The following is a 5,405-nucleotide window of genomic DNA, read 5'->3' as shown; positions in this document are numbered from 1 at the left end:
AATAACAAACGCGTTCGCATTATTTTACGTACGGGCCAAGCCGCTAATATCCCCGAAGAAAAAGTTATTCGTGAATACGATATAAACGATTACAAAACTAAAACAGAGCTGACACGCTCAAAACTTGTGACAACGCTTATTGCTGCTATTCGTTCTTTCGAACAGATATGCCTGCTTGAGTATCAAGCGCAAGCGATGAATACTATTTTATCTGCCTCTAAATACATTTTGGGGCAAACAGATATAAAAGTATTGTGCAATAAAGCACTTGAGTTTATGGGGGTTATTTTAGGTTGTAAATCTAACGGATTAATTTGTACCAAGCTTGATGGTGAAAATTTTATTCAGGTACTGGGCGGGTGTGAAAAGTACGAAGAATATTTTGGTGAAAAATTAGTTAATGTTAACCAAACTGCGTTATCTCAGGTTGAGGCCTGTTTTGGACAACTCACTCATCAATATACAGATAACAGCATCACCTTTATTTTAAAAAGTAAGCACCGCAGAGCTGCTTTATATATTGAGAGTGGTGGAGCACCGACCGATATTCAACTGCAGTTTGCTGAAATATTTTTAACTAATATTAGTATTGCGCTCGATAATATACGGTTGTTTGTAAAGCTAAGAGATGCAGCTTATAAAGACCTACTCACTGGTATTTCAAATAGAACTGATTTTATTGAGCGCATAGATGATTTTCAAAACGTCAGTGAAAACAAATATGTGTTTGTTTTGTTAGACGTTATTAACTTCTCAGATATAAATGATGGCTTAGGGCAAGATGTAGGTAATAAGCTACTTATTGCTATTGTTGAGCGTTTGAGAGCAATTGTCCCCACAGCTCAATTACTCTCTCGTGTAGGTGCTGATGTATTTGGTTTTTTAATCCCAAAAAGTGAATTTGTTTTAACTGATTTTAATGAAAAGTTAAGTCCGTCGTTTTCTGCTGCGGAACATGTGTTACCCATCGATTTTAGAATTGGCTTATGCCAACAGCAAGACTTTCAAGGCTCTGGTTTAGAAACATTAAAAGTGGCTTATATTGCTTTAAATCATGCTAAAAAAATAAAGCACAAGGAAGGTGTTTATTACAGTATTGATATGCAAGAAAAAATGGAGTGGCGATTAGGTTTAATTAGACAGCTGCGCCATGACTTTGCCAGAGGGAAGCTCGAAGTATGGTACCAACCGCAGTTATCGTTTGATGATTTATCTTTAATTGGTTGTGAAGCTCTTTTACGCTGGCCATTGGAAAATGGCACCTACATTTCACCCGCAGTGTTTATACCTTTAGCTGAAGACGCTGGACTCATTGTTGATATAGGGCAGTGGGTGTTAGAGCAAGCGTGCCAACAGCAAAAGCGATTAGAAAACGAAGGAACTGAAATTTGTATTGCTGTTAACGTGTCGGTTCCGCAATTTAAAGTTAAAGGGTATGCGCAAACAGTTAAAAATACCCTACTAAAATACGGTGTGGATCCAAAAAACATTGAACTTGAAGTCACTGAAAGTGTAGTAATGGATGAGTTAGACACGGTTATTAACACTCTGAGGGAGCTCAAAGCATTGGGTATTGAAGTGGCTATTGATGACTTTGGCACAGGGTTTTCTTCATTGAGTTATATACAAAGCCTTCCTATCGATAGACTAAAGATTGATAGGTCGTTTATTAAAGATCTTAATAATGGTGATACCGGTGCCGTTGCTGGATTAGTAATATCGTTAGGTGCAAAGTTAGGTTTAAAAACAATAGCAGAGGGTGTTGAAACGCAGGAACAAGCTAAGTTTTTAAAAGACTTAGGATGCGATGAAGTACAAGGATTTATGTATGCTAAACCTATGCCTGAAAACAAGTTATTAGAGTTCATTGGTAAACGAAATACATAGATAATTATAGGCTTAGTGTTAAAGGTATTTCATACGTTGTAATGTTGTATATATAAACAAGTCTATGATGTATAATTTGCGCCTTTTGTTATTCTACGGTCACATTTATGAGCACACTCAAAGCTAAGCGCGCCTTATTCTCTTACCCCAAGTATTGGGCTGAGTGTTACGGCACTGCACCATTTTTACCTACATCACGCGAAGAAATGGATGCACTTGGCTGGGATAGCTGCGACATAATAATAATCAGTGGCGATGCGTATGTTGACCACCCAAGCTTTGGGATGGCAGTGATAGGACGTGTGCTCGAAGCGCAAGGTTTTAGAGTAGGTATTATTGCTCAGCCCAAATGGGATACAAAAGACGCATTTATGGAGCTTGGCAGGCCAAACCTATTTTTTGGTGTAACTGCTGGTAACATGGACTCAATGATTAACCGTTACACAGCTGAAAAGCGTATGCGCCACGATGATGCCTATACACCAGACAACGTAGGTGGTAAACGGCCAGATCGAGCGGTGATGATTTACTCTCAGAAGTGTCGTGAAGCATACAAAGGTATTCCTATTGTTATTGGCGGTATTGAGGCAAGCCTTCGCAGGATAGCTCATTATGATTATTGGCAAGAAAAAGTGCGCCGTAGCATTTTGTTTGACTCAAAAGCCGATATATTGATTTACGGAAATGCTGAGCGCCCATTAGTAGAAGTTGCCCACCGTATTGCCGGTGGTGAAACGATGGATACGATTCAAGACATTCGTGGCACCGCTGTTATTCGTAAAGAACCTTTGCCGGGCTGGCGGGGGAGTGATTCAACAGCTATTGATAAAATAGGTAAAATAGACCCCATTCCAAACCCTTACGGAGCCGATGATGTTGGCTGTAGCAAGTCTGAGTTTAAACAAGCTGGTATTGATTTAAAAGCAGAAGCTGCAAAGCCTATTACCGTGCAGCCAGCGCGCCCTAAGCCGTGGGAAAAAACGTATGTTAAACTTCCAGCCTACGAGCAAGTAAGTGTTAACAAACCTTTATATGCGCATGCCTCAAGAATATTACACCAAGAAACTAACCCTGGTTGTGCAAGAGCTTTATTCCAGCGTCATGGCGATCGCTCTATTTGGGTGAATCCACCGGCTTATCCTTTAGAAACACATGAAATGGATGCGGTATTTGGATTACCCTATCAACGAATTCCTCATCCACGTTATGGCGACGCTAAAATACCTGCTTACGACATGATAAAAACGTCGGTGAATATTATGCGCGGCTGTTTTGGTGGGTGTTCATTCTGTTCGATTACAGAGCACGAAGGGCGAATTATTCAAAGCCGATCGCAAGAGTCCATTATTGAAGAAATTGAACAGATCAGAGATAAAGTGCCCGGTTTTACTGGCGTTATTTCCGATTTAGGTGGGCCAACGGCCAACATGTACAAATTACGTTGTACAAGCAAAAAAGCAGAAAGTACCTGCCGACGCTTATCGTGCGTATACCCTGATATTTGTAAGCATATGGACACGGATCACACGCCAACAATCGATTTATACAAAAAAGCACGTGATGTAAAAGGCATTAAAAAAGTTCTTATCGCTTCGGGCGTTCGCTATGACCTTGCTGTACGCGATCCTCGCTATGTTAAAGAGCTGGTGACACATCATGTGGGCGGGTATCTAAAAATAGCGCCAGAGCATACTGAAGACGGTCCATTATCAAAAATGATGAAGCCAGGCATGGGTGCTTACGATCAATTTAAAGAATTATTTGATAAGTACTCGAAAGAAGCGGGTAAAAAGCAGTATTTAATTCCGTATTTTATTTCTGCGCACCCAGGAACTAAAGACGAAGATATGGTAAACATGGCTTTATGGCTTAAGTCTAACGACTTTAAGTTGGATCAAGTGCAAAACTTTTATCCATCTCCAATGGCCAATGCGACCACTATTTACCATACAGAGATGAACTCACTGCGTAATATCAAGAATAATAGTGAAGTAGTGCCAGTGCCAAAAGGAGCACGCCAGCGCAGATTACACAAAGCTATTTTGCGCTACCATGATGCATCGGGCTGGCCAATGATACGTGAAGCACTTCGCAAAATGGGTAAAGCTAACCTAATTGGCAAAGGGCCAAACTGTTTAGTACCAGAAGAAGGCCGCGATGAAAAAGCGGGTAAAACCGTTAATAAAGGCCGTAAAGGGGGTCGCCCAGCGCTTACACGCCATACGGGATTTAGTCAGTTTAAAAAGGCTAATACAAAACCTAAAGTGGGTGGAAATAGGCACAAAGCCAGATAGTTATTACCGAGACAATAAAAACGCGCAGCTATAAATTAACTGCGCGTGTTTTTATAACAGCTTTTAAATTTATATTAACAACCAAGTGGCGGTGCCTAAAAAGGCAAAAATACCCACAATATCTGTCACTGTTGTTAGCACTACACTGCCTGCAAGTGCAGGGTCTATATTCATTTTTTTAAGTAAAATTGGAATACTTGCACCAGCAACCCCTGCCACAACTAAGTTCATAAACATGGCAAAAGCGAGTACGCCGCCGAGCATAAAATCCCACTGCCAAAGTGCAATGACACCCGCTATCAACAATGACCACAAAATGCCATTGAGTGCTCCAATAGCGAGTTCTTTCATCATTAAAAAGCGTTGGTTGGTTTGATTTATATGACCAACAGCTATACCACGAATAACAAGTGTAAGTGATTGACTGCCAGCAACACCGCCCATAGAAGGAACGATGCCATTAAGCACTGCTAAAATGGGTAAAATATCGAGTGTGCTTTCAAAAAAACTGGCTACAAAGGCGGCCGCAAGCGCGGTTAATAAGTTAACTCCTAACCATACTGAGCGTTTTTTAGAGCTTTTTAAGACAGGAGCAAAGGTATCTTCTTCATCATCAAGGCCCGCCAAACTCAGTAAACTATGTTCGGCGTCTTCACGAATTACGTCAACAATATCATCGATCGTGACACGACCAAGTAGCTGATCGTTGTCATCAACAACTGGGGCCGAGATCCAATTATGGCGCTCAAACAGTTGTGCGACTTCACTTTCATCCATTGAAATTGGAATTGACTCACATTCTTCATCCATTAAATCGCGAACAATTTTTTCTGGTGGATTAGTTAGCAATGTACTCAGCGATAAAGCACCAATAAAGCAGTTATGTTTATCAACCACATACAGGTCATCAGTGCCTTCAGGTAACTCTCCGCGAAGTCGAATATAACGTAGTACGACATCAATGGTCACATCTGGGCGAATAGTTACCGTATCGGTGTTCATGAGTGCACCAGCAGAACGCTCTTGATAAGATAGCGCTTGTGTTGCGCGCTCTCTATCTTGGGTGTCCATGGCGCTAACAACGTCTTGGTAAACAGTGTCAGGCAAACTACGTAATACTTCACCTAGGTCATCGTGACCCATGTCTTCAGTGGCAGCAGCAATGTGCTCAGGCTCCATTTGGGCAATAATACCCAGGCGCACGTCTTCTGATAATTCTTCGAG

The 5,405-nt window shown here is 41.2% G+C and carries 3 protein-coding genes; 2 read left to right on the top strand and 1 reads right to left on the bottom strand.

The window, feature by feature from the left end; all coding sequences use genetic code 11:
• Both BCG07_RS05475 and BCG07_RS05470 read left to right on the top strand, forming a co-directional pair.
• Nucleotides 1-1,887 (top strand): bifunctional diguanylate cyclase/phosphodiesterase (locus tag BCG07_RS05475; protein ID WP_286889151.1); only part of this gene is annotated, 1,887 nt, incomplete at its 5' end.
• Nucleotides 1,888-1,994: 107 nt separating this feature from the next.
• The gene (locus BCG07_RS05470; protein ID WP_286889149.1) at nt 1,995-4,181 is read left to right on the top strand and encodes a YgiQ family radical SAM protein; all 2,187 of its coding nucleotides are present in this window, start codon (nt 1,995-1,997) and stop codon (nt 4,179-4,181) included.
• Nucleotides 4,182-4,250: 69 nt separating this feature from the next.
• Here the strand turns inward: BCG07_RS05470 and mgtE are convergent.
• Nucleotides 4,251-5,405: magnesium transporter (mgtE, locus tag BCG07_RS05465; RefSeq protein ID WP_286889147.1), on the bottom strand; the 1,155-nt coding region annotated here is incomplete at its 5' end.

The sequence above is a fragment of the Pseudoalteromonas sp. ESRF-bin5 genome, assembly GCF_002632075.1.
Taxonomy (GTDB): Bacteria; Pseudomonadota; Gammaproteobacteria; order Enterobacterales; family Alteromonadaceae; genus Pseudoalteromonas; species Pseudoalteromonas marina.
This window is presented reverse-complemented; position numbering and strand designations above follow the sequence as displayed.

Excerpts from the sequence above, each read along its gene's own strand:
- BCG07_RS05470 (WP_286889149.1), top strand. The coding sequence starts at position 1,995 with ATGAGCACACTCAAAGCTAAGCGCGCCTTATTCTCTTACCCCAAGTAT.